Below are 26,304 nucleotides of genomic sequence, written 5' to 3'. Positions count from 1 at the left end.
AACCGTTTGCTATTTTTTTGCCATCGTTTTATTCCCAATGTTCAACACGCCCTAAACTTAAACAGGCTGGCAAAAAAAAGCGACCCAATCAGGATCGCTTTTTATTATCTAGACTATGGATTTATAAGTTAGCAAATTACAACTTATATTAGTTTGCTTGGTAAGAAAGCTTCACGCCAAGTGCAAAACCATCGTTGTCTTCAAAGTTACTAACCACAGCTTTAGTCGGAATTTGGCCTTTAGCATCACCGAACCATAGATATTTACCACCAGCTGATACTGCCCAGTTTTCAGTCACATTGTACTTGGCACCCAAACCAGCACTGTAGTAGCCTTCGATAGGACCTAGTGAGGTTACAGGGTTACCAGCACCACTATCCCAACCGACAGTGCCTGTTACTGCTAATGCTGGCGTCATGCGCTTAGCGAGACCTAGCTCAACTTGCCATTGATCTTCATCATAACTAACTAATGCCAAGCCTTCATCATCTTTTGTCGATATTTTACTGACATCATTGTATAGTGACGGTACGATAGCAAAATCACTCCATGGCACCCAACGGACTTTCGCAGTAGCTAGCATGGTAGGATTGATACCCGTCTGGAAATCAAAGTTGACTGATTCTGGCGTATTGATTTCAATATCAGAATGTCTGGTAGTCGGCAACGCTAGACCAGCGGTAGCACCTGCAGCCGTAGCAATTGGAAAAGTCTCAAAAGCTTTTGCATTGTGCTTGATTTCAGAGCGATACGTCAAAGCAGCTTTAAGTGCAATTTCAGGCTTGCTATAAGCCATACCAGCGATCCAGCCATAGTCTTGGTCATTACTGATGTGAGTGGTATAACCCTTGGCTGAACTGTATGCGTCACCGCGCAATTTTACATCTGCCTTTACGCGCTGAGCCACTGGACCACCATAAGCTTGAAACTCTTTGTTAGCACCAAATTTAGCACCAAGAATACCAGTAATGCTCTCAGTACGTACTTCTACTTGCGTCGCTTCGCCCGCTACTGCTGCTAGACCTTTAGCGGCTTCAAGACCAATAAGCTGACCTTGAGCGGCTTGTAACTGCTCAGCAGTTAGACCACCTGGATTACCTGGAGCAAGCGCCCCTTGCAATTGTGGTATTAATACGTTATCGACATAAGCTTCGGTAATATTAGGGTTTTTTGTAAAGTCTTGAATGATAGCGTCACGATCACTTTCGGTAACGAAATCGTTTTGACCGTTATAATCAGCGGCGGCACCAAAAGGCTCATCATATAAAATACCGATGCTAAACGTGTCGTTAATATCTGCTTTTACACCATAACGGAAAAAATCATAAGACTCTGCGATATCATTGAGCTTATTGCCTGACAAGTCTTTACCACTCACATCAGCATCGATATAAGTATAAACAGATTCGGCGTAGGTGCCATCTTGTAAGAATGCGGTGATATCTTGACCTGAACGATCAAGACCAGCAGCACTAGCAACGCTAGCAATAGAAAGAGCAGCAACAGCTACTGTGAGAGTTTTCAAATGAAAATTTGCGCGCATTATGTATCTCCAAACGTCCGCATTGTTTTACTACTTTACTTAATTTTAATAAGCAAGCAGCATCCGAGGTGGAGGATAGTAATGATTTTCGAACATTAAAACAACTGCAAAAACACATTATTTCCTGATTATGACTGAACAGTATCTGTATTTCACAATGCGGATATAATAGTTATAAATTTTCAATCATTTAGTTTTTGCAGATATTAATTTTGCAGGTATTAATTTTGCAGGTATTAATAATGAGGGGGTCTTTCTGCCATTACATCAAAAGGTGCAATGCCGCCTTCAGGATCCTGACTTTCCACTTGTTTATAGATCAGCTGCAACTGTCGTTGTAATGTCTGAATATCTTTATCTTGCCGCGCAATCACCTCATCGAGTCGCTCTACTGTCATCTCTAGATGCGCCATACTCATCTGTAAATCAATGACTTGTTGCGTTTGTAAATCAGCATGCACAGCTAAAGCCTCGTTCTGAGCCTTATCTTGAGGATTAAATTGATTCATATTTTTCTCTGAATTATCATAAACATAAGACTGGTAGGATTCATTAATAAAATGGCTCGATGACCGATACAAAGTAGCAATTAGACGACGATGCTCTTTATAAAATAGCAGCCGTTAATAAAAGCCATAAATAGTGCGGATAAAATCATTTACGCTCACTACAGTCACGTGATGGCATGTTATACTGCTCGCAATTTTGCAGCAACCCCTACCTCACTATTATATAAGCTTAAGATATTCTATGGCTCTGATACATTTAAAAGATATCCACCTTGCTTTTGGCGTCGCTCCTGTTCTTGATGGCATTGATTTTGCTATTGAAGCAGGTGAACGTGTCTGTTTAATTGGCCGTAATGGCGAAGGCAAATCCACCTTATTTAAGCTAATTAACGGTACCTTACAACCTGATAGCGGCGAAGTCATTATCAATAGCAGCGTGCGCGTGGCGATGCTAGAACAAGACGTTCCCGAGACAAGCGGACGTATCCTAGACATTGTTATGGGTGGTAGCAGCCGCACGGCTGAGCTGCTTATCAACTACAATGCCCAAACTGACTTATGTGCCAATGGTGACATGGATGCTTGTGAGCGTATGGCCGATTTGCAGCATGATATCGATGCAGTACACGGTTGGGATTTAGAACGGGAAGCCACCCGCCTGATCAAAACCATGGGGCTGGATCCAGATGATGATTTATCTTCATTATCAGGTGGTCGTAAGCGCCGTGTACTACTAGCACGCTCATTGGTTACCAAACCTGATGTACTGCTGCTCGATGAGCCAACCAACCATTTGGACGTTGATAGTATTGAATGGCTAGAGCGCTTTTTATTGGATTGGCAAGGTCTAACATTGTTGTTTGTCACCCATGATAGAGCATTTGTCAATAAACTATCGACACGCATCATTGAGCTAGATCGTGGTCAATTAACCAGCTATGACGTCACTCAAGGCGAAGGTGGCTATGCACGCTATCAAGAGCTAAAAGAGCTACAGTTACTCGCTGAAGAAAAAAATAACGCCAACTTTGATAAAAAACTGGCGCAAGAAGAAGTATGGATTCGTCAAGGTATCAAAGCCCGCCGTACCCGTAATGAAGGCCGTGTCCGTGAGCTAAAAGCATTGCGTGAAGAGCGTAGCGATCGCCGTGAGCAAGTCGGCAATGTCAACATCACCATGGGTCAAGGCGAGAAAAGCGGTAAGCTGGTCTGTAAAGTCAAAAACTTACATCTTGAGTATGATGGCAACGTATTAGTTGATAACTTTACGACCACTATCATGCGCGGCGATAAAATCGGTATTGTCGGACCCAACGGTGCGGGCAAAACCACACTGATTAAAGCCCTACTCGATATGTCTGATGACGAAGTTACCAAGACTGGTAGTGTTGAATTAGGCACTAACTTAAAAATCGCTTTCTTCGACCAGCTGCGCGATCAGTTAGACCTTGAAGCCAGTGTGGCGCAAAACGTCTCTGAAGGCTCAGACTTCGTCGAAGTGGGTGGTCGTAAAACACACATTATGAGCTATCTACAAGATTTCTTATTTGCCCCAGAGCGTGCACGTACGCCTGTTAAAGCTTTATCAGGTGGTGAGCGTAACCGCGTACTACTTGCCAAGCAGCTATTAAAGCCTGCCAACATTCTGGTACTCGATGAGCCAACCAACGACTTGGATATGGCGACACTTGAGCTACTAGAAGAGTCAGTCGCCAGCTTTGGCGGTACGATTTTGCTCATCAGCCATGACCGCTCATTTATGGACAATGTCGTTACCTCTACTTGGGTATTTGACCAAGATGAAGACGGCAAAGGTATCGTCAAAGAGTATGTCGGTGGTTATCAAGAATACTTGGTACAAAAAAACCGTGAGCAAGCCGCACACGCGGCTAGAGCACCAGCCAATAATGCAAGTACTGCCAGTAAAGTTACCAATAAGACAACCGCAGCAAAACCTAACAAAGCTGCCAAAAAGCTCAATTTCAATGAACAGCGTGAACTGGACAATTTACCAAAAGAAATCGCTGCATTAGAAGCTGAACAAGCCCAATTGCAAGAGAAATTAGCAGATGGCTCATGGTTCACCACTGACGTTAATGCAGCGACTGCTGCCAGTGAGCGCCTACTGACGATTGAAGATGAGATGATGAGTAAGCTTGAGCGTTGGAGTGAGCTTGAGAGCTAACGTTAGCGACTAAAGCCATGTTTTATAAAACTTCGAGTTTTATAAAACATGAAAAATAATGAATAATCACCGTTTTGTTCTTATAAAGCGGTGATTATTGGTTTACGACTACTTACATAGTAGTTAGGTACTGAAAGTTAGTGAACATTACCTTAATTTCGAGTATCATTCGCTATTGCAAAATATCCTTATTAATTATAAGGTCATCACGCTTATAATCCTTGCCAAAAAATCTATGTGAGACATTGATAATGCAGCTATTTTGCATCAATTCTCCTATTCAACCTTAGAGTATGTTCTATCAAGGTTGCTTTATTTTTAACGCAATAATTTATTTTATCACCGAAATAGCTTAGAATAGCAACAATTAGCAAAATTAGGCACAGCCAAAGTGGCTTTATATTGTACATTTTCTAAGCCACAAACCCAGTGTGGGATAATCCCATTTCATTCACCTGGAGGAAGTATTAATGAGCCAAGCCGAAGGCGTTAACGTACAACGCCGTAGAGTTCTTATTGCCTCGACTGCCGCGATTGGTGCAGCTGGGGTAGCTGCTGTGGCAACACCTTTTGTCCGTTCTTGGTACCCAAGCGCTAAAGCTGAGGCTGCAGGGGCTGCAGTGACCCAAGATATTGGTTCTATCGAAGCAGGACAGATGATCGTTGTCAAATATCGTGGTAAACCCATTTTTGTGGTCAAACGCACAGAAGATATGCTAGCGACTTTAGCGTCAGTAAAACCTTTACTGTCTGACCCTGAATCTGATGCATCATTACAACCTGAATACTGTAAAAATCCAGAACGCTCTATCTCGCCAGAAGTATTGGTAGTAGAAGGCGTCTGTACACATTTAGGTTGTGCACCAAACTACCGTCCTGATGTTGGCGCGGCTGACTTGGGTGGTAATGATTGGTATGGCGGATTTTTCTGCCCATGCCACGGGTCTAAATATGACTTGGCGGGTCGCGTTTATAGTGGCGTTCCTGCACCGCTTAACTTACCTGTCCCAGATTACAACATGGATGGTACCATCTTGACGATTGGGGAGGCTTAATATGAGCATGGGTAAAAAGTTAATGCATTGGGTGGACGCACGCTTTCCAGCGACCGAAACCTATGAATACCATATGTCAAAGTACTATGCACCAAAAAACTTTAATTTTTGGTACTTTTTCGGCGTGTTATCAATGGTGGTATTGGTTAACCAATTGGTAACAGGTATTTGGCTGACCATGATGTACAACCCAAGTGCCGAAGGGGCATTTGCGTCTGTTGAATACATCATGCGCGATGTCAAAGGTGGTTGGCTCATCCGTTATATGCACTCAACTGGCGCATCTGCGTTCTTTGTGGTCGTATATCTGCATATGTTCAGAGCACTGCTATATGGTTCATACCAGAAACCACGTGAGCTTATTTGGCTCATCGGTATGGGTATTTACTTAGCATTGATGGCAGAAGGTTTCTTCGGTTACCTACTTCCTTGGGGCAACATGTCATTTTGGGGTGCACAGGTTATCTTGAACCTTCCTGCTGCTCTACCTGTGATTGGTGATGGGCTTGCAGAATGGGTACGTGGTGATTATATTATCTCAGGTATCACCCTAAACCGCTTCTTTGCTCTACATGTGGTTGCTATCCCGCTCGTACTTGTGGGCTTAGTATTCATGCATATTGTAGCGCTACACCATGTGGGTTCGAACAACCCTGATGGTATTGATATCAAGAAGCTAAAAGACAAAAATGGTGTGCCGTTAGATGGTATTGAATTCCATCCGTACTACACAGTGCATGATATGATTGGTATCGTGGTCTTCTTTATCTTGTTCTTTGCAGTGGTATTCTTCTTCCCAGAAGGCGGCGGATTCTTCCTTGAGCCACCAAACTTTGAGACAGCGAATTCATTGAAAACACCAGCACACATTGCACCAGTATGGTATTACACGCCATTCTATGCCATTTTACGTGCGGTTCCTGACAAGTTAGGTGGTGTGATTGCGATGGGTGGTGCGATTGCCGTACTATTCTTGATACCATGGCTAGACAGATCGCCTGTACGCTCTATACGTTATAAAGGCATTTTATCTAAAATTGCTTTAACCGTGTTTGCGATTAGTTTCTTAGTTTTGGGTTACTTAGGCGCGACGCCAACGACACCAACAGCAACATTGATGGCTCGTATCTTCACTGTCTTGTATTTCTTGTTTTTCTTACTGATGCCAATTTATACCTCTATTGAGAAGTGTAAACAGCCACCAGAACGCGTTACCGGAGGTCACTAATGAACACGCTAATTAAATCCCTAGCGGGTCTAGGCTTAGGCGCGGCATTAACCTTGACGGCTGGTACTGCACTGGCAGCTGGTGGCGGTGGATGTGGCACATTCACCAATGCTGAGGGTGTTGAAGAACACTTAGCTTGTAGTACTGCTCCTATTGATTTTACCAATAAGGGCTCGCTACAAAACGGTGCGAAAATCTTTATGAACTACTGTGCTGGTTGTCACTCTGCACAGTATGTTCGTCACTCGCGCATTGCTAAAGATTTAGAGATACCACCTGAGTTGGTCGAAAAGTATTTGATGGTTACCACCGATCAAATCGGTGATCATATCAATGCTGAAATTGATCCTGAAGTACAAGCATCATGGTTTGGCGCAGCGCCTCCTGATCTATCACTTGAGACCAGACTACGTGGCGATGACTGGGTATATACTTACCTGTTATCCTTCTATGAAGACCCAAGCCGTCCTTGGGGTGCCAATAACTTAGTACTTGCCAATGCGGCGATGCCTCATGTATTGCATAATATGCAAGAAGAGCTGAGTGCTGAAGAGTTTGAATCTGAAGTGGGTGATTTGGTTAACTTTATGGCGTGGATGGCAGAGCCTAACCGTCATGACCGTCAAGTGATTGGCTTCTTTGTGATTTTATTCTTATTAGTATTACTCATTCCAGTTTACTTATTGAACAAAGAGTTCTGGAAAGATGTAAAATAATTAAGTATTAAAAAATATATTTTTATCGAAAAAAAGGGCACTACTCTGGTAGTGCCTTTTTTTGTCTCTTAAAAGACCATAAAACACTGAACCATTATTTAAAACAAGGCTCACCCGCAATGTTTACGTACCTTGCCTTGATAATCAGGGCCACTTTGTTTACGATGATAGGCTTTACTATTAACATTAGGCTTTCATGATTGATGCGAACGACATTCCAAGTAGTCAGCTGATTTTATACGCTGATGACGGCTACGACAGTCATGTAGTGCGCCTGTTACTTGAGGAAAAAAAGCTTGCCTATTATCTATCACGCTTGCACTCTGAACGGCCTGAAGATTTAACCGAGCTGAATCCCTATCACACCTTACCTGTTCTGCAACAACGTGAAATCGCACTGTATGAGATCAATGTTATCTTTGAGTATCTTGAAGAGCGTTACCATACAAACAAGCTACTGCCAGATACCCCGCAAGAGCGTGCCCAATTTCGCCAGCTGGCTTGGCGTATTCAGCATGATTGGCTGGTACTCGGTAAGCGTCTACTCATGCACCCTAATAGCTTTAATAAAGCACAAGCTGCTATTGCGAAAAAACAGTTAAGCGATTCTTTGATTACGTTGTCACCACTGTTTGCTCATAAACCTTATTTTATGGCAGACGAGTTTGGCTGGTGTGATGTATTGTTAGCACCTTTGTTATGGCGACTTGAAGAAATGGGAATTGAGCTGCCACGTGCGATTAGTCGCCCTTTATTTGATTATCAACAGCGGGTCTTTGAGCGTACTAGCTTTCAAAAAAGTGTGCGTTAATTAGGGTGTATCCTCAATCTGAGCATTAAACCTTAAATGGGATAAAAATGACTAAATCTTTGTCAAACTGTGTCAAATAACTCGCTTATATTTCGATATTATCAGTACTATTTTTCTTGTTTGGCTGCAATTTTTATCACCATTTGCAAGAGTAGGACACACCCTAGACAATGCTTAACCGCTGTCTTAAAATAGAAAACAAAAAAATACCTTTAAGTTATTATATTCAAATTATCAGTATAGGAAACCCTTAGATGAGCGAAACCACCTCTATTACCCCAACACGTCCCTATATGGTGCGCGCGCTTTATCAGTGGATAGAAGACAATCAACTAACGCCTTACCTGATGGTTGATGCCACTGCCGAAAACGTACAGATTCCAAGGGAACACGTGCAAGATGGTCGTATCGTATTGAATATTGCCAGCCGTGCGACTGGTAATATGAGTATGGAAAATGATTATATTCATTTTAGTGCGCGTTTTGGCGGCGTGTCACAAGAGATTTGGGTACCTATGACATCGGTATTAGGTATTTATGCAAAAGAAAACTCGCAAGGGATGTTTTTTGACCCCAATGAATATGACAACTATCAACCTCAAGATGATGCGATAGTAAGCTCACAGAAGAGCCCTACTGCGACACCTAAAGCCAAACGTGATAATAAAGCAGGTTTAAAAGTATTGAAATAGTCAATTTTTCGGTATAAAAAAGGCTGATCGTATTATATACGGTCAGCCTTTTTATAATTAATCTAGAAGATTTATCGTTTTACATTTTCAGTTAGCATATAAAATTACTAGGTTCTTGGCAATGTCACGCCACGTTGACCTTGATACTTACCGCCGCGATCTTTATAGCTGGTTTCACATACGTCATCAGCATCACTTTGGAAAAATAGCATTTGTGCCACCCCTTCGCCTGCGTAAATACGCGCTGGTAGATTGGTGGTGTTACTAAATTCCAAAGTCACATGCCCTTCCCACTCAGGCTCCAGCGGCGTCACGTTGACGATAATTCCGCAACGGGCATACGTTGATTTACCAAGACAGATCGTCAATACATCGCGTGGAATGCGGAAATATTCCATGGTGCGTGCTAGCGCAAACGAGTTTGGTGGAATAATGCACTCGTCACCGATGACATCAATAAAGCTTTTTTCATCAAAGTTTTTTGGATCTACAATCACTGAATGAACATTGGTAAAAACTTTAAATTCAGGCGCGCAGCGTACATCATAACCATAGCTTGACGTACCGTAGCTAACCAAACGCTCGCCTGCATCATTAAAACGTACTTGGCCCGCTTCAAACGGCTCAATCATGCCGTGTTCTTCAGCCATTTTACGAATCCAGCGGTCAGACTTGATAGACATTGTTGTTCCTTAGCAGCTATAAAATAAAATTTACGATATGAACGGTATTTTGATAGCGACGATTATACGGAATTGAGCGCTTAATTTATAGGCTTGCCTGCGTTTAATATAAATCTACAATCAATACGACAACCGCCTACCATTTAGCGAAATGATCTTCTGCTAAGCCCATTGTCTTATCGATTTTAATAACGTCATCTTTTAGACGAATCTCACCACTATAAAAGCCAAGCCATTGCTCAAATATACTGGCAAGCACACCAAAGTTATCCGTCTTTTTATAAACGGTTATCGGCGTGAAGGTTAAGTCAATATCAACATTGCTCCAGCCTAGGTTTTGATGATAGATGCGCCAAGGCTGTCGCGTATTATTTATGGTTTTAGCATTATCATCTTGCTCATTAGCTGGCAAACTTAAACCATCACGGACAAACATCACAGGCGGTAAATAATAAATCTGCCCATCCACCCAGCACGCATTTTCGCTAACACCGGTCTCATTGACGCCCATCGCTAGATTTAGGGCAAAATGACGACCATCTGGCAAATAGCTATTGATACAACTCCAAAACCAATTGGTCTTGTGGCGCATATAGCCAAGCGTCCAATCGAGATTGGCGATAGTCGTTTTGGAAAAGTGGATTTGTTTGGTTTGAGCATCAGTGTTAAATTTTGAATGGGCTTTAATAAGCAAGTGACCAGAAAGAGCAGTTAACGGTTCTTTTTGAGTAAAGGTCCAGCCACGCCTGCCCGTTGGTGTGCAGACTGCTAATGGCGCTGCTTGCCGCTGTAGCGTCGCATCAAGCGTAATGTGTTTACTGTCCAATGCTACTGCGATTTGTGAAGGCGTAAAATCCAATGTTAATGTGAGACTACTATGGGTAAATGCCATTTGCCCTTGATAGCAATCGCCTTCTAACTGTGTTTGCCGTGTCAACGGCTGCAATGCTTCACAAACCTCTAGCTGCTCAGTCTCATCGTTATAAAGATAAACAAAGGCACTGGTTGCCAACTTAATCGTTGCCAATGCCAGACAAACCCGATAAGGCGGCTGGATAATTTGAATAAAGCAAAATTGATTGACTTTTAACTCTTTGCGCCAGTTTGGTAAGGTTTTTTGTGAGACTAGATGGCTGTGATAGTCCAAATAATTGATATTTTTAACGTGAGCAAAGATGCCAAAAGTAGGCTGACCGTTTTTAATTAGCTCATTGAGAACAACTGGCTTACTGCTGGTAGATAGTTGTTGCTGATCTTGCTCATTGCGATTTTGATTCATGATTAAAGCATCCTAGCCAAATTTTTCTAAAGGTATTATTCATTTACAGCTACTGTTTATTTACAGCTACTATCTGTCCTTGATAGCTGACTGTGGTATGTATCACTCTTCTTTTTGCCTGTCCTGAAGCCAAAAAAAACGCTGCTGTTATCATCTTAACTTCAATGCTGGTCAATCCATCTGCCAACCTTTCTGTCACATTTTCTGATGCCGTTTGCTACTCCCATCTTTAGAGTAGCAAATGGCCATCAGTTGATTGTTTGAGAGCTCAACCACATATATCGGCGGACGCAATAATTTCAGTCACCTATACTGTTTGGGAATATCGTCTAAATGACATTGATAAATAGATAGGCTCACAATATTCCCTTGTTAAAAATATAAGTTCTTTAACGATTTTCTACTTAAGCTGTTCCACTATCACTAAGAACTACTATTAAAAAATACGCTTATCATTGACAGGCTTAGCGAATTTATTAATAGTGGCTTCGATATTTTTAGCAATGCTAAGATAGTACGGCGCAAACTCATCATCGGCTAATACGCTCGGCTCACCTTTATCCACTTGTGCACGAATACCGCTCGCCAATGGCAACTGACCTAACAGCGGCACCTGATATTGCTCAGCGATTTTTTCACCGCCGCCTGTACCAAAGATAGCTTCAGTATGATTACAGTTACTACAGGTATGCAGTGCCATGTTTTCGACCACACCGAGTACTGGGATATTGGTTTTGTTAAACATCTCAATGCCTTTTTGCGCATCAAGTAAGGCAATATGCTGCGGCGTCGTGACAATCACGGCACCCGTTACGGGAATACGCTGCGCTAGTGTCAACTGAATATCGCCCGTACCCGGTGGCATATCAATCACTAAGTAATCTAGCTGCGGCCAGTTGGTTTGATTATACAGCTGCATCAGCGCACCAGTGGCTTTTGGTCCGCGCCATGCGACAGGAGTATTGTCACCATCGAGCAAGCTACCAATCGATAGCATTGCCATGCCGTGCGCATTGATAGGAACAAACTGCTCGTTTTCCAGCTCAGGTTTGACATTATCGACGCCCAGCATCGTTGGCATACTAGGACCATAAATATCGGCATCCAGTACGCCAACACGGTTGCCTAGCTTTTGTAATGCCAAAGCAATGTTGACCGTAGTAGTGGATTTACCAACACCGCCTTTACCCGACGCCACGACGATAATATGACGAATACGCGGATGCGCGGCGAGTGACGCTTGTGTCGGCGCGGCTTTGGTAATTGGTGGTTCAACAGTAGTATTGCTATCAGCATTTGCCGCTGGTTTATGTTGATTGTCCATGGCATTAGTGGTTTTTGGCATTGCTTTTGGCAGACTTGACCCCGAGCCTTTCGTCGGTGCGGGCAGACGAACATTCATATGAATAGTCTTGATCCCGTGCGGATGTAACAGTTGCCCAAGTTCTTGTTGGATAATTTCAGGATTACTATTTACGGGTAGACGCAAGTCTAAGGTGAGCTGGTCACCATCACGCTCAAGCCCCGTTACCATGGTGGCAATACTGACAGTACCTACCTCATAACCAAGCAGCACCTTGTCCACGGCACTATCGCGCTCTGCTCGCTGCTCTGGTGTTTCTGATTTTTTGGTGGAGGTTTTCTTCATAAAGTTAAACATAGCGACTATTACTGCCTATACAAGTGAGTGGGCATGGCAAAAACTCAGTGAATACTGTCGTGAACAATACCGCTCGTGAGCGTGTTAGCCAGACCTTTTATAGTGACAGTGTAGCTGAATTAACACTATAAAAAAACCACAACGCTAGTGGGACTAGGCTTTATAGCAGCGTTAACCGATAGACAAAAACTGTGAAGCAATAAACAAATAAATAAGTACCCCCGAGGCATCACAGACAGAGGTAATCAAAGGCGCGCTGGCAGTGGCAGGGTCAAAACCTAATTTATTAAGCACAAAAGGTAAGCTCATACCAATCACACAACCAATCATCACCACCGACATCATACTCAGTGCCAGCACTAACGACACCACTGCATCACCACGTACATAACCGATGATTGAGATAGCCACCGCCATCGTCGCCCCAAGCATCAACGCAACCACCGCCTCTCGACCCAATAACGAAAACCAGTCACGCATGACCACATCGCCAGTCGCCAAAGCTCGCACCATCAAGGTCGCTGACTGCGAGCCAGCGTTACCGCCACTGTCGACCAATAAAGGTAAAAAGAACACCAATACCAAATTGGCGGCAATCACATCTTCAAATTTTGCAATACTAAAGCCTGAGAGCAAGTTACCAAATACTAAGAACACTAACCAAAAGACCCGCTTACGGTATAACACCCGAACGCTGACGTCTTTTAATTTGCCAACCATGGTCGAGACACCTCCCGACTTATGGAAATCATCGGTTGCCTCATCACTCACCACATCCATCGCATCATCGTGGGTAACAATACCGACCAAAGCACCACTATCATCGGTAATAGGCAGCGCAATTAAATCATAGCGAGCCACGACTTTCGCAACGTCTTCTTGATCATCATTGACATTACAAGACACTACTGTACTCATCATAATGTCATTAATCAGCTGTTCAGGAGCCGCTAAAATAAGTACTCGTAAAGAGACAACGCCTAATAATTTACGCTCATCATCAATCACATAAGCATGATAAATAGTTTCGGCATCAGGTGCTTCTAGGCGCAGTGCTGCCAATGCTTCAGAGACAGTCATATGAGCAGCTAAAGTCGCATAATCAGACGTCATCAACGCACCAGCAGTGCGCTCCTCATAGGCAGATAACTTACGAATATCTTCACGTTGTGCCTGTGCCAATGCGGGCAACAAGGCATCACGTTGATCTTGACTGAGGCGCTTATATAAATCTGCGCGCTCATCCGCAGGCATCTCGCCTATTATCTTTGCTAATATAGCCCGAGGAAATACATAGGCAAGTGCAACCTGAATATCCGTTTCTAAATAGGAGAACACGGTAGAACGATTGGGCAGATGCTCAAGTAGCTGCCACGCAAGATTTGGCTCCATGAGTGCCAGAACATCGGCAATATCAATCGGGCGCAAATTTTGAAGTTGATTGATTGATTGCTCAAACTGCTGTTGCTCGATAGCACGGCTTAATTTTGCTGCAAGCGTTTTTGCAAAATCCTTATCATTCATTATACTTACTCCGTGCGACCCGAAACGGTATTCAAGCGCTCATAAAAAAGAGCCAATCTAATTGGCTCAAATTAATATAAAACTAGATGCTAATGGATTGGTCTTTTATTAGCAAGCCCATGATTCTTAAACCAATCAAACAACCCGCAAACCCATTAATTCACCACTCAGTTAATTCATAAACCAACCGTGACTGGCAACGATAGACTGACCTGTAAATACATTGCTCGGGAATGCTGCTAAAAACAATGCCAATTGGGCAATATCATCGACGGTCGTGAATTCTTTGTCTACCGTATTGACCAACATAATATCATTGACTACAGATTCTTCACTGATGCCTTTTTCAGCCGCTTGTTGCGGAATTTGCTTTTCGACCAATGGCGTTTTAACAAACCCTGGGCAAATCACATGCGCGCGTACATTATGCTCAGCGCCTTCTTTGGCCAATACACGGCACAGCCCAAGTAACCCATGTTTCGCTGTGACGTAAGGCGCTTTATAAAGTGAGGCTTCGTGCGAGTGTACTGAGCCCATATAGATGACGGTACCGCCTTTGTCATCTTTATACATATGCTGTATCGCCGCTTTGGTGGTCAAAAATGCCCCATCCAAATGAATGGCAAGCATTTTTTTCCAATCCTCAAACGCCATTTTATGAATCGGATTGATGATCTGAATACCAGCATTGGAGACGAGAATATCAATAGCACCAAAGGTATCGACAAGCTGCTGCACACCAGCATTTACCGCCTCCTCTGAAGTCACATCCATGGCAATGGCAAATGCGCGTCCGCCTGCCGCTTCAATAGCATCAACGGTTTTCTGAGCCGCTTCAATATTAATATCTGCAATACCAACCGCTGCGCCTGCTTTGGCATAAGTTTCAGCGATATCACGTCCGATACCGCTGGCAGCGCCGGTGACCAATGCCACCTTGCCAGTCAAATCTTGTTGTAATGTGGTCGCCATATTTTATAGTCCATTATCAAATAGGTTTTTTAGAGGTTTGTGCCAAATATATCTAACAAGCTTATTGAGCAATGCTCACTGGCGTTTTTTCTTGTAGCTCATCAAAGCTAACACCTTCTGCCAGCTCAACTAGCTTTAAACCGTTGTCAGTGACGTCTAGTACAGCAAGTTCGGTAATAATACGGTCGACCACCCCTTTGCCCGTCAATGGTAGCTCGCAATTGGCAAGGATTTTTGGCTCGCCGTGTTTATTGACCTGTTCCATCAAGACAATCACGCGCTGCACGCCAGCAACCAAATCCATCGCACCGCCCATGCCTTTGACCATTTTTTTGGGAATCATCCAGTTGGCTAAATCGCCTTTTTCTGACACTTCCATCGCACCCAATATCGCCAGATTAACATGACCGCCGCGAATCATCGCAAACGACTCTGAGCTACTAAAATAACTGGCACCCGCTTCGGCAGTGACGGTTTGTTTACCCGCATTAATCAAATCTGCATCGACATTTTCTGCCGTTGGAAACTCGCCGATACCTAATAGACCATTTTCAGACTGTAGCCAAACATCGACATCTTTAGGGATATAATTGGCGACTAGGGTTGGTAGCCCAATGCCTAAGTTGACATAATAGCCGTCTTGTAGCTCTTGTGCGGCACGCTGTGCCATCTGCTCTCTTGTCCATGCCATGATAACTTCCTTATTTTTATAACGACCCCAAAAAATATGATGAGCGGTGTCAAACTCGCTTAGTCTACTAAATGTAGCACTTTCACTCGTTTTCCTTGCTACTCAAATTTTTAGGAATAGTATTACAATATTCTATTATTAATTTAACACTTTAAAAAATTCTATAAAGCCTGTAACTAAGCGCTTTCGACTGCTTTAGTCGTAGTCTTTTCAATACGCTTTTCAGGATTACTATTCAAGACGATACGCTGCACAAAGATACCCGGCAGATGCACGTCATCAGGATCAAACGTACCTGTCTCTACGATTTCTTCGACTTCGACAATGGTAATTTTGCCTGCCATGGCGCAATCTGGATTAAAGTTACGCGCCGTCTTGTTAAAAATTAAATTACCCGCTTTGTCCGCTTTTTGCGCTTTGATTAATGACACATCAGCGCGCAATGAATGCTCAAGTATATAAGTACGACCGTCAAAATCACGGGTTTCTTTGCCTTCAGCGACCAGTGTGCCAACGCCAGTGGCGGTGTAAAACGCAGGAATACCAGCACCGCCCGAACGTAGTTTTTCCGCTAACGTCCCTTGCGGCGTTAATTCAACTTCTAACTCGCCTGCCAAGTATTGACGCTCAAATTCTTTATTTTCACCGACATAGGATGAAATCATTTTTTTAATCTGGCGCGTTTGTAATAGCAACCCTAAGCCAAAATCATCGACGCCTGCGTTATTACTGATGCAAGTTAACCCTTTAACACCACTATCACGTAACGCTTCGATGAGCGCTTCAGGAATACCGCACAGACCAAAACCACCAATAGCGAGGGTTTGTCCATCGCTGACGATACCTTTTAGCGCTTCTTCGGCACTGCTATATACTTTTGATTGACTCATGCTTATCTCCTTGCAAGTCTATTTTTTGTTATTAACTTCTATCATCAATGATTATGAGTGGGTGACATCACTCAATATTTCCATATTTATATTAATACAGTTTCTATCGATATATCATAATTAAAAATCTTGTGCTAACTTACCATATTATTCTCGTAGCGAGAAGAGAATAACCATAGGAATATACAAGCCAGCGCAGTAGCGGTATATATGATGGGGCAATATCTCATTAAGACAGAATTTATGTTTAATAAAATATCAAATATTGCCTATTTTAAATAATTTTATTGACCGATATCACTATGCTCTGCATACTCGCTGATTGAACTTTGCCAAGGAGGGCGATCATGTTTAGTACCTTTGCTATTGTCATTACTTTATTATTACTGATGTTTTTTGCTTATCGCGGTTATTCAGTGTTGATATTAGCACCGATTATGGCGACATTAGCCGTACTATTATCAGGTGATTTTTTAAGCACGATTCCTGCTTATACCGATGTGTTTATGGGCGCATTGAGTGGATTTTTACTTAAGTTTTTCCCTATATTCTTGCTGGGTGCACTATTTGGGCGTTTGATGGCAGACTCTGGTGCGGCGACCGCGATTGCCAAAACCGTGGTCGAAAAGCTTGGTGCCAGCAAAGCCATCTTAGCAGTTATCTTAGTTTGTGCCATTTTAACCTATGGTGGCGTTTCGTTATTTGTGGTGGCATTTGCTATTTACCCAATCGCCAAAGACTTGTTTAAAGCCGCTGATATTCCTAAGCGCTTGATTCCGGCAGCGATTGCCTTAGGCTCATTCACCTTTACGATGACGGCATTGCCAGGTACGCCTGCCATTCAAAACGCCATTCCGATTCCTTACTATAATACCAACGTTTTTGCCGCGCCTATCTTGGGTATTATCGGCGGCACCATCATGTTTATTTGCGGTTGGTTATGGCTACAATCACGCGCCAGAAAAGCCAATGCAGCAGGCGAAGGCTATGGTCAGCATGACGAAGAGGATGTGGGCGGCGTTGGCGCAGCCAAAAAAGAAACTGAGGTATTAAATACGCATCACACCTCATTTACTATTGCTATGATTCCACTGGTGTTGGTCATTGGCTTGAATGCTCTATTAACTTACACTGTCTTTCCATCAGTGGATTTTAGCGGCTTACAAGCTCAGTTTCCTGATCTAAATATCGCAGGCTCACTGGGTTTATGGTCAATAATCATCTCGTTAGTCGTGGCCTGTGCGGTGTTAATTTTGCTACGTATCGGTCATTGGAATAATCTGCAAAAAACCATCAACCGTGGTACTTATGATTCGATGCTGCCGATTTTTAATACTGCCTCAGAAGTTGGCTACGGCGCGGTTATCGCCTCGCTAGCAGGCTTCCTCATCATTCGTGATAGTATTTTAAATCTAACACCTGACAATCCTTTAATCTCAGAAGCGGTGGCGATGACTACGCTGGCTGGTATTACTGGCTCATCGTCTGGTGGTTTGAGTATCGCGTTATCGACGTTGGGTGAAGACTATTTAAGAATGGCGGTCGCAGCGGGTATTGACCCAGAATTGATGCACCGTGTTGCTGTGATGGCAGCAGGTGGTTTGGATACGCTACCGCATAGTGGTGCGGTCATCACCTTACTTGCGATTTGTGGTTTGACCCATAAGCAGTCCTATCTAAACGTCGCCATGGTAACGATGGTGATTCCACTTATTGCTGTGGTCGCCGTTATCATTTTAGGGACGATATTTGGCTCGTTCTAATATCCTAGAATGAGGCATTTATTAAACCTTAAAGATAATTAAATTTAACGATTATTGCTTGATACCAAAGAGCCCACTGAGCGATTGCTTGGTGGGTTTTTTATGCATGCTTTCTCATTACTACCTCTAAATACAACCGACTATTTATCTCTCATAATTGATTGACACTCTATATACCGTATAGAGTTAATCGCTTTATTAGCGACTATATTAATTACTCAGGTAATGTCACAAATTTGGCCGAATTACGGTATCATAGGCACACTTTTTTAAATTTTTATTTGCTTAATACGTTTTAGCATTGATAGTTTGATATTAATAGTATCGCGTCTAATAGCTCAAAACCGCTTAAGACGTTTGATAACCAACCCGTTTATATAAAAATATAGGTGATAAAAGTGCGTGAGATTCTAGTAACCAGTGCGCTGCCCTACGCCAATGGCCATATCCATTTGGGGCATCTTGTAGAATATATTCAGACCGACATTTGGGCACGTGCCATGAAAGCGCAAGGCCATCAGGTCACTTATGTCTGCGCAGACGATGCACACGGTACGGCAATCATGCTCAAAGCAGAAGCCAATGGCGTCACACCGGAGGAACAAATTGCCGCGGTGAAAGCGTCGCATGAAGCAGATTTTGCCAAATTTTTGATTAACTTTGACAATTATCACTCCACGCACTCAGAAGAAAACAAGCATTTTTCTGAGCTGATTTATCGTCGCTTGAATGATGCTGGGCATATCAGTACAAAAGATGTCGAACAATTATTTGACCCTGAAAAACAGCTATTTTTAGCCGATCGTTTTGTCAAGGGTACTTGCCCTGAATGCGCAGCGGCAGACCAATACGGCGATAACTGTGAAGTTTGCGGTACGACCTATGATGCAACGGATCTTAAAGACCCGCATTCAACGTTATCAGATGCCACGCCTATTCTAAAAACCTCCAAGCACTACTTCTTTAATTTGCCTGAATTTGAGCAATTCTTAAAAGATTGGACGCGTAGTGACAATCGCTTGCAAACATCGGTCGCCAATAAACTACAAGAATGGTTTGAAGCAGGTCTGGCAACGTGGGACATTTCCCGTGATGCGCCCTACTTTGGTTTTCAGATTCCAAATACCCCAAGCGATGAGCCAGACAAATATTTTTATGTATGGCTAGATGCGCCAGTCGGTTACATGGCGAGTTTCAAAAACCTATGCGATAAGCGCGCAGGTACAGACGAGGCGCTTGATTTCGACCGTTATTGGATGCAAGAAAACGAGCATAAAACCGAGGTGTATCACTTCATCGGTAAAGACATCGTTTATTTCCATGCGCTATTTTGGCCTGCTATGCTTGCTGGTAGTGAGTTCCGTACACCAACGGGTGTTTTTGCTCATGGCTTCTTGATGGTCAATGGCGAAAAAATGAGTAAGTCACGCGGTACTTTTATTAAAGCCGAAACGTATGCTGATCACTTACATCCTGAATACCTGCGTTATTATTTTGCTAGTAAATTGTCTGATAAAGTCGAAGATATCAACCTTGATTTAGAAGATTTCATGCAAAAGGTTAACTCTGACTTGGTTGGTAAAGTGGTCAATATCGCTAGCCGCAGTGCTGGATTCTTGGTCAAAAAGTACGACGGCATGCTCACAGAAGTCTGCGCTGAGCCAAGTTTATTAGAAGATATTACCAAAACGGGCGATGAGATTGCTGCCGCTTACGAGAACCGTGAGTTTTCGCGTGCCATGCGTTTGATTATGCAATGTGCTGATAAAGCCAATGAATATATCGATGAGAAAAAACCATGGGCACTTGCTAAGGTTGAAGGCGCAGAGCAAGAAGTTCAAGATGTTTGCTCGGTCGCGATTAATATCTTCCGTCAATTGATGGTCTACCTTGCGCCAGTATTGCCTGAGCTAACCGCCAATGCCAAAGCGTTTTTGAACATTGACGACTTAAGCTTTGCCAGCCGTAATGAGTGGCTACTGGGGCACAAGATCAATAAGTTCAAGCCTTTGATGCAGCGTATAGAAGAAAAAGACGTTGCCGCGATGGTTGAGGCCTCAAAAGAATCTTTGGCTCAAGCTGCTGCTCCTGTGGCTAGCAAAGCCGTTGCTAAAAAAGATAATAAGCCAGCAAAAGAAGCTGCTACTGATATAGATGCTGAGACAAATACTGAGCAAACTGACTATATCGGCATCGAAGACTTTGCCAAAGTTGAGATGAAAGTCGCTCACGTTCTAGCCTGCAATCATGTCGAAGGCGCAGATAAGCTTTTACAATTTACCTTGGACGTTGGCGAAGACAAACCGCGCAATGTGTTTAGCGGCATCCGTAAGTTCTATGAGCCTGAGCAATTGCTAGATAAAAAGGTCATTTGCGTGACCAATCTTGCCCCGCGTAAGATGAAGTTTGGTGTCTCAGAAGGTATGGTGCTATCAACTGGCAATCCAAAAACTCAGCTGACAGTGGTTACTTTACCTGACAACTGCGTGATTGGCGATGTGCTTGCTTAATAGTTAGGCTTACTCAACAAACAAAAAAGATGTCCAGCTGGGCATCTTTTTTATTGTCCCAAAACTATCGCTGGTCAATCGCCAAAATCAGTGCTTATATAGAAGATAATATCGATGAATATTGATTCAGTACGTTCTTTACAGAGGTAATGACAAACGCGTTTTAATTTCTTATTGCCATAAGTTACATTACTGTCATAATATGGACGTAATGATCAATGGATTGATTACTTTGATGTTAGCCCGTTATCTCAGCATGCACATAACATTGACTCGGGTAACCTGCACTCTCTAACCTATGAGCCCCAATAAAATGACCTTTGCTACTACTTTACGCTTCAGCCTATTCGGTGCTGCTATGAGCGCCGCGCTTGGATTAATTGGCTGCTCAAACACGACCGACACTGCTGCAACGACAGATACAAGTGCCGCCGCAGATTCTGACAAGCCTGCCAAGACATTAGCCATCACTCAAATCGTCGAACATCCTTCGTTAGATGCGATGCGTCGCGGCATTATTGATGAGTTGGCAGATAATGGCTATGTTGAAGGCCAAAATCTAACCATTAATTTTCAAAGTGCTCAAGGCAATACAGCGACAGCAGGTCAGATTGCGAAGCAGTTTGCAGGAGACAATCCAGATGCCATCGTGGCAATCTCGACGCCATCAGCTCAGTCTATCGTTGCGTCAACTAAGACGATTCCGGTTATTTATACGGCTATTTCAGACCCTGTCGCGGCAAAGCTCATTAATGAGAACAATACGCCTATCCAATCTAATGTGACAGGACTGTCTAGTGAGCTACCTATCGAGCCGCAACTGGACAATATTCAAAAAATTGCGCCTAATGCAAAAACCATTGGCTATGTTTATAGTCCAGGTGAGGTCAATTCGGTGGTGGTACTCAATCAACTAAAAAAAGCTGCGCCTGCGCGTGGGCTTAAGATATTAGACGTAACCGCCAATCGCCCAACGGATGTGGCGATGGCGACTCGTAGCCTTGCTGGTCGTGTTGATGTGATTTATACCTCACTAGATAATAATGTGGTATCCGCCTTTGAAGCGATGGCAGGTGCTGCCAATGAGCTTGATATTCCTGTCATTGCCTCAGACGAGTTCAGTGTGCGACGTGGTGCAACTGCGGCACTTGGTGTCAATGATTATGACTTTGGTCGTACCACAGGCAAAATGGTGTATCGTGTTTTAAATGGCGAAGCAGTTAGTAGCGTTAAGCCTGAAGTGATGAATACTTTAACCTTATATGCAAGCCCGAAACATGCGGCTGAGCAAGGCTTCAGCCTGACTGATGAGCTGCTAAAAAATGCCATTAATATCGACAAACAAGCGCAGAGTGCGGATAAATAATACGGATAAATAATACGGATAAATAGTTTTGACAAGTAGCACTGAAAAATAACATTTAGCCTTCTATATAGATGGCTCGCTTTACCCTTTATCCATCTATACCTTTTATCTATAAATTAAATAATGTACGGACACATTATTATTTTCAGGAGTGAGACCCATGTTGTATCAAAATCGTTTTGGTCATTTTAACTTTAGTAAAGCACTATTATTAGGTGGCGTTTGTACTGCCATCTTGACTGGCTGTAATCAATCAGCACAAGATACCAGCACCACTGATACAGCTGCGACTGGCGATGCAGCCACGGCTATGAAGACTGTCGCAATCACAGCTATCGTCGAACATCCAGCGCTTGATGACGTCCGTAAGGGCGTTATCGACGAGCTTAATGAAGCAGGCTTTAAGGATGGTGAAAATTTAAAGGTTAATTTCCAAAGCGCACAGGGTAACACTGCCACTGCTGGACAGATTGCTAAGCAATTCGTCGCAGACAATTCAGACGTTATCGTTGCGATTGGTACTCCATCAGCGCAGTCAGTAGCTGCTGCTACTAGCAGTATCCCTTTAGTATTCTCAGCAGTCACTGACCCAGTTGCCGCCAAACTAGTGACCAAACTAGATGGCTCTGGCACCAATGTCACTGGCGGCTCTGATGCCCTGCCTTATGAGCCACAAATTGAATTGATGCGTCAAATCATCCCGAGCCTGAAGAATGTCGGCTATGTTTATAGCCCAGGCGAAGTCAACTCAACGATTATCTTGAAAAACTTAAAAGAAAAACTGACACCACTAGGTATCAATGTACTCGAAGCGCCTGCCCAGCGTAGTACTGATATTGCGATGGCAGCACGTAGCCTCGAAGGTAAGGTCGATATGATCTATACCTCAACCGATAATAACGTCGTATCGGCTTACGAATCACTATATCAAGTCGCTAAAGAGAGCAAAATCCCACTGATTGCGTCTGACACTAGCTCAGTTGAGCGTGGTGCCGTTGCTGCATTGGGCGTGAATTACTACGAGCTTGGTCGCGAAACAGGCAAAATCGTGGTACGTATTTTAAATGGTGAAAAAGCAGGCGCTATTCCTGTCTACACCCCGCAAATGTTGGATCTATACGTTAGTCCAAAGCATGCCAAAGAAGAAGGCATTACTTTGTCACAAGCGGTTATCGATAAAGCAAAAGAAGTGGTAGAATAACGCACTTTTATAGCTAGCTCATTACAGCTATCATAAGGTAGATATCGAGTTTGATGGATTTGGTGTCAGCCGTCATCTACCTTTATGCGATGAGGCTAAATGTTTAACATCAGAAACCCAGCTATGAATCAGTAGGCTGGGCTTCTTATTTAAACCACATTGATTAAATATAAAGTATTTGCGTCATTTCTAAATTTGCCCTTTTTTTAATCAAAGCTTTGAACCTAGGTAGCTTATGATAGCTGTTGATCGTGACATGTTTTGGTTTACCCTAACCGCAGATTGTTTAATCTGTTAAATTCACCGCTTAGTCGTTTAGCTAAAATTGACGTATAGATGAGACAGCGCTGATCTATATCACGCACTCATTCTATGAATCGATATTAGAACGTTAGTTGCTAAACGCTTGGTTATGACTTACTGATCTCTTATGTCTTTAATTGCTTTTTTTGGTGCACTTGAAAGCGGTCTGATTTATGGCCTAGTAGCACTTGGTGTGCTGATCTCATTTCGCACCCTCGACTTCCCCGACTTGACCGCTGACGGTAGTTTTCCACTAGGTGGCGCTGTCGCTGGTATTTCTATCATCGCTGGTGTCAACCCATGGCTTGCCTGTGCTTTTGGTATGTTGGCAGGTTCAGTCGCTGGTATTGTTACGGCATGGCTACACGTCAAACTTGGCATCCTGCAACTACTTGCCAGTATCTTGGTGATGGTCGCACTATATTCTATCAATTTACGGATTATGGGTGCGCCGAACTTGCCATTATTGGGTGAAACCACGGTCTTTAGCACCTTGGTCACTGATGGCAACGGTTATTGGATGCGCTGTCTAATTATTGGTGTCGTGGTGATAGCTGCCATGTTATTTTTAAACTGGTTCTATAGTACCGAAACGGGTCTTTCGATGCGGGCGACGGGTTCCAACCTCCGCATGGCACAGGCGCAAGGCATCAATACCTCATGGATGACCATCATTGGTATGGCGATTTCTAATGGTTTGATTGCTCTAGCAGGTGCATTGTTTGTGCAGACTCAAGGTGGCGCAGATATCTCGATCGGTATTGGTACCATTGTCATCGGTTTGGCAGCGGTCATCATCGGTGAAACCATCATTCCTGCCAAGCGAATTTGGCTGATTACCTTTGCCGTGGTCGTCGGTGCGGTGCTGTACAAGCTATTTATTCAGGTGGCGCTATCGAGCGATACGCTCCGTAGTATTGGTTTTGGTCCGCAAGATTTAAACTTGATTACAGCGCTACTCGTCGTATTTGCCTTGGTATTGCCAAAAGCTAAAAATAAATTTTTAAGTCGTAAAGTTCGGGCTTAATGTCAATGTGCAACCATAAGGAATAATTATTATGATGCAAGCTACAGATTTGCGGTTGACCTTTAATCCTGGAACGCCCATTGAAAACCCTGCCCTACGCGGTATCAATCTCAACATCGCTGATGGTGAATTTGTCACTGTCATCGGTACCAATGGCGCGGGTAAATCAACCTTTTTAAATGCGGTCAGTGGTACCACGCGCGTCGATAGCGGTTCAATCTTATTAAATGGTATCGATGTCACCAAAAAGACCGCGCACCAACGCGCCCATTGGGTGGCTCGTGTCTTCCAAGACCCGATGGCGGGGACTTGTGAAGCATTAACCATCGAAGAAAACATGGCGCTGGCTTATAAGCGCGGCGGCAAACGTGGTTTGAGCTTTGCACTCAACCAAAATAACCGTGATTTATTTCGCGAAAAATTATCAGTATTAAAATTGGGGCTAGAAAATCGTCTGACCGACCGTATGGGTCTGTTATCCGGTGGTCAACGTCAAGCTGTTAGCCTATTGATGGCTTCATTGCAACCTTCCAAAATTTTATTGCTTGATGAGCATACTGCTGCCCTCGACCCTAAGACTGCTGCTTTCGTTTTAGAATTGACCGATAAAATTGTAACGGACAATCAGCTTACAACGATGATGGTTACCCACTCGATGCAGCAGGCATTGGCGCATGGCACCAGAACAGTGATGTTACATCAAGGACAAGTGGTATTAGATGTGGCTGGCGATAAACGTCAAGGCATGACTGTACATGACTTACTTGATATGTTTGAGCAAACTCGCGGCGAAAAAGTCGAAGATGATAGCTTGATATTGAGTTAAATAACTTAGCAAAATTCTTCAACTCTTGAAAAAATAGAACGTCTGTTTAATATCAGGCGTTTTTTTATGACTGCTTTAATTGATACGACTGTCTTAATTTTTAAGCATCAAGCAATACTAACTTTTGAATCAACTCACTGACATGTTGTGACTGCATTTTTTTCATCACTTGTGAGCGATGCACCTCTACCGTGCGGACCGATATATCTAAATGGTTGGCGATATTTTTATTCAGATTGCCTTGCAGTAACTCATTGGCGACCTGCTTTTCTTTATCGGTCAGCTGCGCATAAAGATTTTTAATATCATAAAGCGTGGCGCGTTTTAGAGTGAGGTCTTGCGCACGCGCAAGCGCTTCTTGTAGCCGGCGGCTATTAATCGGTTTTTCCAGATAGTCAGCCGCACCTTGCTTCAGCATATTGACAGCATCAGCAATCTCGCCATTTCCCGTTAGCGCTATCAATGCCATAGGGCTGTCCTGTTGACTAAGGTGCACTTGTAGCGCTTGACCACTCATCTCTGGCATCATCAAATCACTCACAATCACTGCTGGACGATAGATATTGACTTGCTGTAAAAATATCAGAGCACTTGCCCACACTTGGGTCGATAGCCCTAAGCTGCTAATCAAAAAATCACAGGACATGCGCACACTTTCTTCGTCGTCAATGATATGAATGATAAGCGATTCTGGCGTAATGCCTGATAAATCGTCAGACAGATGACTGCTTTCATCTTGCCAGCACGTAGGCTCATTTGAGAGTTGATTAGACGTCATATGTGACCTTATGGCTAAATACATTATTGATATTCATTAGGGACTGTATAGAATTGAGAAAGCATTGAAAAAAATAAGCAACGCCTTACTCT

At 43.3% G+C, this 26,304-nt stretch carries 22 protein-coding genes; 12 read left to right on the top strand and 10 right to left on the bottom strand.

Annotated features, from left to right (window positions below):
- Positions 1 to 148: 148 nt before the first annotated feature.
- Both I3257_RS12480 and I3257_RS12475 read right to left on the bottom strand, forming a co-directional pair.
- Positions 149 to 1,543, bottom strand: coding sequence for an outer membrane protein transport protein (locus tag I3257_RS12480; protein ID WP_238049945.1), 1,395 nt, complete (start codon positions 1,541 to 1,543; stop codon positions 149 to 151).
- Positions 1,544 to 1,779: 236 nt separating this feature from the next.
- Complete coding sequence (locus I3257_RS12475; protein WP_045455183.1) at positions 1,780 to 2,052, bottom strand: SlyX family protein; 273 nt, start codon at positions 2,050 to 2,052, stop codon at positions 1,780 to 1,782.
- 241 nt (positions 2,053 to 2,293) lie between these two features.
- Between I3257_RS12475 and I3257_RS12470 the strand changes: the two genes are divergently transcribed.
- The 6 genes from I3257_RS12470 (at position 2,294) to I3257_RS12445 (ending at position 8,739) form a co-directional block, all read left to right on the top strand.
- The gene (locus I3257_RS12470) at positions 2,294 to 4,237 is read left to right on the top strand and encodes an ATP-binding cassette domain-containing protein (RefSeq protein ID WP_238049944.1); all 1,944 of its coding nucleotides are present in this window, start codon (positions 2,294 to 2,296) and stop codon (positions 4,235 to 4,237) included.
- A 470-nt stretch (positions 4,238 to 4,707) separates the two neighbouring features.
- Positions 4,708 to 5,292 carry a ubiquinol-cytochrome c reductase iron-sulfur subunit gene (gene petA / locus I3257_RS12465; protein ID WP_045446807.1) on the top strand — a complete coding sequence of 195 codons (585 nt, stop codon included), beginning with the start codon at positions 4,708 to 4,710 and terminating at the stop codon, positions 5,290 to 5,292.
- Positions 5,293 to 5,314: 22 nt separating this feature from the next.
- A complete protein-coding gene (locus I3257_RS12460; protein ID WP_173936707.1) occupies positions 5,315 to 6,520 on the top strand; it encodes a cytochrome bc complex cytochrome b subunit in 1,206 nt (401 codons plus the stop codon).
- On the top strand, positions 6,520 to 7,236 hold the full coding sequence (locus tag I3257_RS12455) for a cytochrome c1 (protein WP_045446804.1): 717 nt from the start codon (positions 6,520 to 6,522) through the stop codon (positions 7,234 to 7,236). The genes I3257_RS12460 and I3257_RS12455 overlap by 1 nt, the downstream gene beginning before the upstream one ends.
- A 196-nt stretch (positions 7,237 to 7,432) precedes the next feature.
- A complete protein-coding gene (locus I3257_RS12450; protein ID WP_193012896.1) occupies positions 7,433 to 8,047 on the top strand; it encodes a glutathione S-transferase N-terminal domain-containing protein in 615 nt (204 codons plus the stop codon).
- A gap of 254 nt (positions 8,048 to 8,301) precedes the next feature.
- Entirely contained in the window at positions 8,302 to 8,739 is a 438-nt protein-coding gene (locus I3257_RS12445; protein ID WP_238049943.1) for a ClpXP protease specificity-enhancing factor, read from the top strand.
- 107 nt (positions 8,740 to 8,846) lie between these two features.
- Here I3257_RS12445 and dcd read toward each other — a convergent pair whose 3' ends face one another.
- The 7 genes from dcd to I3257_RS12410 form a co-directional block, all read right to left on the bottom strand.
- Positions 8,847 to 9,422, bottom strand: coding sequence for a dCTP deaminase (dcd, locus tag I3257_RS12440; RefSeq protein ID WP_011513914.1), 576 nt, complete (start codon positions 9,420 to 9,422; stop codon positions 8,847 to 8,849).
- Positions 9,423 to 9,558: 136 nt separating this feature from the next.
- Positions 9,559 to 10,701: a DUF2804 domain-containing protein gene (locus I3257_RS12435; protein ID WP_201501510.1), complete on the bottom strand. Its 1,143-nt coding sequence runs from the start codon at positions 10,699 to 10,701 to the stop codon at positions 9,559 to 9,561.
- Positions 10,702 to 11,137: 436 nt separating this feature from the next.
- On the bottom strand, positions 11,138 to 12,361 hold the full coding sequence (gene apbC, locus I3257_RS12430; RefSeq protein ID WP_238034298.1) for an iron-sulfur cluster carrier protein ApbC: 1,224 nt from the start codon (positions 12,359 to 12,361) through the stop codon (positions 11,138 to 11,140).
- A gap of 171 nt (positions 12,362 to 12,532) precedes the next feature.
- Positions 12,533 to 13,885: a magnesium transporter gene (mgtE, locus tag I3257_RS12425; RefSeq protein ID WP_198329729.1), complete on the bottom strand. Its 1,353-nt coding sequence runs from the start codon at positions 13,883 to 13,885 to the stop codon at positions 12,533 to 12,535.
- Between the two features lie 171 nt (positions 13,886 to 14,056).
- Positions 14,057 to 14,857: a 3-hydroxybutyrate dehydrogenase gene (locus I3257_RS12420; RefSeq protein WP_238034299.1), complete on the bottom strand. Its 801-nt coding sequence runs from the start codon at positions 14,855 to 14,857 to the stop codon at positions 14,057 to 14,059.
- 61 nt (positions 14,858 to 14,918) lie between these two features.
- Positions 14,919 to 15,548, bottom strand: coding sequence for a CoA transferase subunit B (locus tag I3257_RS12415; protein WP_045455208.1), 630 nt, complete (start codon positions 15,546 to 15,548; stop codon positions 14,919 to 14,921).
- Between the two features lie 176 nt (positions 15,549 to 15,724).
- Positions 15,725 to 16,438 (bottom strand): CoA transferase subunit A, encoded by a 714-nt coding sequence (locus I3257_RS12410; RefSeq protein WP_238034300.1) that lies wholly within the window; start codon positions 16,436 to 16,438, stop codon positions 15,725 to 15,727.
- Positions 16,439 to 16,785: 347 nt separating this feature from the next.
- Between I3257_RS12410 and I3257_RS12405 the strand changes: the two genes are divergently transcribed.
- The 6 genes from I3257_RS12405 (at position 16,786) to I3257_RS12380 (ending at position 25,434) form a co-directional block, all read left to right on the top strand.
- Positions 16,786 to 18,201 (top strand): GntP family permease, encoded by a 1,416-nt coding sequence (locus tag I3257_RS12405; RefSeq protein ID WP_087815040.1) that lies wholly within the window; start codon positions 16,786 to 16,788, stop codon positions 18,199 to 18,201.
- 398 nt (positions 18,202 to 18,599) lie between these two features.
- The gene (gene metG, locus I3257_RS12400) at positions 18,600 to 20,711 is read left to right on the top strand and encodes a methionine--tRNA ligase (protein ID WP_201553654.1); all 2,112 of its coding nucleotides are present in this window, start codon (positions 18,600 to 18,602) and stop codon (positions 20,709 to 20,711) included.
- A gap of 313 nt (positions 20,712 to 21,024) precedes the next feature.
- Positions 21,025 to 22,077, top strand: a complete 1,053-nt coding sequence (locus tag I3257_RS12395; RefSeq protein ID WP_193009397.1) for an ABC transporter substrate-binding protein — start codon at positions 21,025 to 21,027, stop codon at positions 22,075 to 22,077.
- 160 nt (positions 22,078 to 22,237) lie between these two features.
- Positions 22,238 to 23,278, top strand: a complete 1,041-nt coding sequence (locus I3257_RS12390; protein ID WP_087815043.1) for an ABC transporter substrate-binding protein — start codon at positions 22,238 to 22,240, stop codon at positions 23,276 to 23,278.
- Between the two features lie 430 nt (positions 23,279 to 23,708).
- Positions 23,709 to 24,608 (top strand): ABC transporter permease, encoded by a 900-nt coding sequence (locus tag I3257_RS12385; protein WP_045446789.1) that lies wholly within the window; start codon positions 23,709 to 23,711, stop codon positions 24,606 to 24,608.
- 31 nt (positions 24,609 to 24,639) lie between these two features.
- Positions 24,640 to 25,434, top strand: a complete 795-nt coding sequence (locus tag I3257_RS12380) for an ABC transporter ATP-binding protein (RefSeq protein WP_045446787.1) — start codon at positions 24,640 to 24,642, stop codon at positions 25,432 to 25,434.
- A 100-nt stretch (positions 25,435 to 25,534) separates the two neighbouring features.
- Here the strand turns inward: I3257_RS12380 and I3257_RS12375 are convergent, their stop codons facing one another.
- Complete coding sequence (locus I3257_RS12375) at positions 25,535 to 26,212, bottom strand: response regulator (RefSeq protein ID WP_176393072.1); 678 nt, start codon at positions 26,210 to 26,212, stop codon at positions 25,535 to 25,537.
- Positions 26,213 to 26,304: the final 92 nt, after the last annotated feature.

This window comes from Psychrobacter sp. Ps7, from assembly GCF_022129225.1.
GTDB classification, from domain to species: domain Bacteria; phylum Pseudomonadota; class Gammaproteobacteria; order Pseudomonadales; family Moraxellaceae; genus Psychrobacter; species Psychrobacter immobilis_A.
The sequence above is the reverse complement of the archived record's forward strand: the minus strand, read 5'-3'. Positions and strand labels throughout refer to the sequence as shown.

Excerpts from the sequence above, each read along its gene's own strand:
- I3257_RS12480 (WP_238049945.1), bottom strand. The coding sequence starts at position 1,543 with ATGCGCGCAAATTTTCATTTGAAAACTCTCACAGTAGCTGTTGCTGCT.
- I3257_RS12475 (WP_045455183.1), bottom strand. The coding sequence starts at position 2,052 with ATGAATCAATTTAATCCTCAAGATAAGGCTCAGAACGAGGCTTTAGCT.
- I3257_RS12470 (WP_238049944.1), top strand. The coding sequence starts at position 2,294 with ATGGCTCTGATACATTTAAAAGATATCCACCTTGCTTTTGGCGTCGCT.
- petA (WP_045446807.1), top strand. The coding sequence starts at position 4,708 with ATGAGCCAAGCCGAAGGCGTTAACGTACAACGCCGTAGAGTTCTTATT.
- I3257_RS12460 (WP_173936707.1), top strand. The coding sequence starts at position 5,315 with ATGCATTGGGTGGACGCACGCTTTCCAGCGACCGAAACCTATGAATAC.
- I3257_RS12455 (WP_045446804.1), top strand. The coding sequence starts at position 6,520 with ATGAACACGCTAATTAAATCCCTAGCGGGTCTAGGCTTAGGCGCGGCA.
- I3257_RS12450 (WP_193012896.1), top strand. The coding sequence starts at position 7,433 with ATGATTGATGCGAACGACATTCCAAGTAGTCAGCTGATTTTATACGCT.
- I3257_RS12445 (WP_238049943.1), top strand. The coding sequence starts at position 8,302 with ATGAGCGAAACCACCTCTATTACCCCAACACGTCCCTATATGGTGCGC.
- dcd (WP_011513914.1), bottom strand. The coding sequence starts at position 9,422 with ATGTCTATCAAGTCTGACCGCTGGATTCGTAAAATGGCTGAAGAACAC.
- I3257_RS12435 (WP_201501510.1), bottom strand. The coding sequence starts at position 10,701 with ATGAATCAAAATCGCAATGAGCAAGATCAGCAACAACTATCTACCAGC.
- apbC (WP_238034298.1), bottom strand. The coding sequence starts at position 12,361 with ATGTTTAACTTTATGAAGAAAACCTCCACCAAAAAATCAGAAACACCA.
- mgtE (WP_198329729.1), bottom strand. The coding sequence starts at position 13,885 with ATGAATGATAAGGATTTTGCAAAAACGCTTGCAGCAAAATTAAGCCGT.
- I3257_RS12420 (WP_238034299.1), bottom strand. The coding sequence starts at position 14,857 with ATGGCGACCACATTACAACAAGATTTGACTGGCAAGGTGGCATTGGTC.
- I3257_RS12415 (WP_045455208.1), bottom strand. The coding sequence starts at position 15,548 with ATGGCATGGACAAGAGAGCAGATGGCACAGCGTGCCGCACAAGAGCTA.
- I3257_RS12410 (WP_238034300.1), bottom strand. The coding sequence starts at position 16,438 with ATGAGTCAATCAAAAGTATATAGCAGTGCCGAAGAAGCGCTAAAAGGT.
- I3257_RS12405 (WP_087815040.1), top strand. The coding sequence starts at position 16,786 with ATGTTTAGTACCTTTGCTATTGTCATTACTTTATTATTACTGATGTTT.
- I3257_RS12395 (WP_193009397.1), top strand. The coding sequence starts at position 21,025 with ATGACCTTTGCTACTACTTTACGCTTCAGCCTATTCGGTGCTGCTATG.
- I3257_RS12390 (WP_087815043.1), top strand. The coding sequence starts at position 22,238 with ATGTTGTATCAAAATCGTTTTGGTCATTTTAACTTTAGTAAAGCACTA.
- I3257_RS12385 (WP_045446789.1), top strand. The coding sequence starts at position 23,709 with ATGTCTTTAATTGCTTTTTTTGGTGCACTTGAAAGCGGTCTGATTTAT.
- I3257_RS12380 (WP_045446787.1), top strand. The coding sequence starts at position 24,640 with ATGATGCAAGCTACAGATTTGCGGTTGACCTTTAATCCTGGAACGCCC.
- I3257_RS12375 (WP_176393072.1), bottom strand. The coding sequence starts at position 26,212 with ATGACGTCTAATCAACTCTCAAATGAGCCTACGTGCTGGCAAGATGAA.